Origin of the sequence: Bradyrhizobium sp. NAS80.1, assembly GCF_001908205.1 — a bacterium.
Lineage (GTDB): Bacteria > Pseudomonadota > Alphaproteobacteria > Rhizobiales > Xanthobacteraceae > Bradyrhizobium.
This window is the reverse complement of sequence record NZ_LGHL01000364.1, coordinates 1-1,369: the sequence shown is the minus strand read 5'-3', so window position 1 is coordinate 1,369 and position 1,369 is coordinate 1. Positions and strand designations below refer to the sequence as shown.

Here is a 1,369-nt window from a genome sequence, read left to right as displayed (position 1 = left end):
CTCGCTGCCGCCTCATACTCTGCTGTCGTCCCGGGGCGCGAAGCGAACCCGGGACCTCCGCGCGAGCGCTTGCGCTCGTCGGGATAATCACAGGCCGTGGTCGTGGCACGAAGGCGGTAACTCCGAGCCTTTGCCAAATCACATCGCCGCGTCGCCTAACCGCAAGTTGCGGACGCCATAAATTTACCGCCGCTTATCCTTTGCCCCTTACCGTGCATACGAGTCGGGGAGCGGGCTGCTTCCGGGCTGCGCCTGGTTTTCCGCGAATGGAATGGGGTGGGGAATGTCCGTCAAGTCCAAGCCGAGCACGTCGAAGCTGTTCACCTTGCGCTTTCGCGCAAAAATCATCCTCGGCTTCGTGGCGGTACTTGCGATCCTCGCCGCCAGCATGGCTTTCGCCTATTTCGGCTTCGAGCGGATCCAGGGGGCTGTGGCCTCTTACCGCACCAGCGTATCGGAAGCGGACCTCGCGCGGACGGTCGATCGCGAGCTGATCAGCTATCAGGGACTGGCGCGGGCCTACACGCTGACCGGCGCGGCCGATGACGAGACCGCGGCAAAGGCGGCCGAGGAGAATCTGAGGGGCGCGATCGCCAAGTCGATGGCGGCCACGACCGGAGCTGCCCGCCGTGACCAGGTCGGCAAGCTCGAAGCCGAATTCCAGCGCTTCACGAAGGTGTTCGGCGAAATCGTCACCCTGACGCGCGAGAACAACAAGATCGCGACCGATGAGCTCAATAGCGTCGGCAACAAGATCCGCTTCAAGTTCGACGATCTCGGCGATACCGCTGCACTGGCGGGCCTGAACTCGGTTCAGACCACGGCCAAGGACGTTACCTCGCAATATCTGGCGGTCTCCACCTCGGTGAGCGCTTTCGTCGTCAAGCCGGAGCCGAAGACCGCCGACGGCGTGATCGCCCGCATCAAGTTCCTGGAGACCCTGCTGGTCTCTATCTATGCGAACGACCAGAAAATCACGGACCGCGTCACCGAGATCGGCAATCTCCTGAAGCAGTACCGCACCTCCTTCGCAAAGCTGACCGAGAACGTGAAGGTCATCGTCAAGCAGAATGGCGAGATGACCAAGACGGCCGCGTCCATCCTCAAGCTCTCGGCCGAGCTGCGGTCGGACCTCTCAGCCGATCAGCAGCGCATCGAGGCCAGCGCCAATGCGACGATCGGGGAAACCGAGCGGTTGATGCTGATGCTGGCGCTGGGCGGGCTCGCCATCGGCGCCGTGCTGGCACTGATGCTCGGCAATGGCATTTCGCGTCCGATGATCGCGATGTGCAAGGCGATGCGTGAGCTTGCCTCGGGCAATTTCGACGTCGTGCTGCCGGGCCTCGGCCGCAAGGACGAGATCGGCGAG

Annotated in this window: 1 protein-coding gene; it reads left to right on the top strand. The window is 63.0% G+C overall.

The genetic code is table 11. The annotated features are described in order from the left end of the window. Window positions 1-283 precede the first annotated feature (283 nt). Window positions 284-1,369, top strand: a 1,086-nt coding sequence (locus tag AC629_RS43470; protein ID WP_143199922.1) for a HAMP domain-containing protein, incomplete at its 3' end; no start/stop codon positions are given.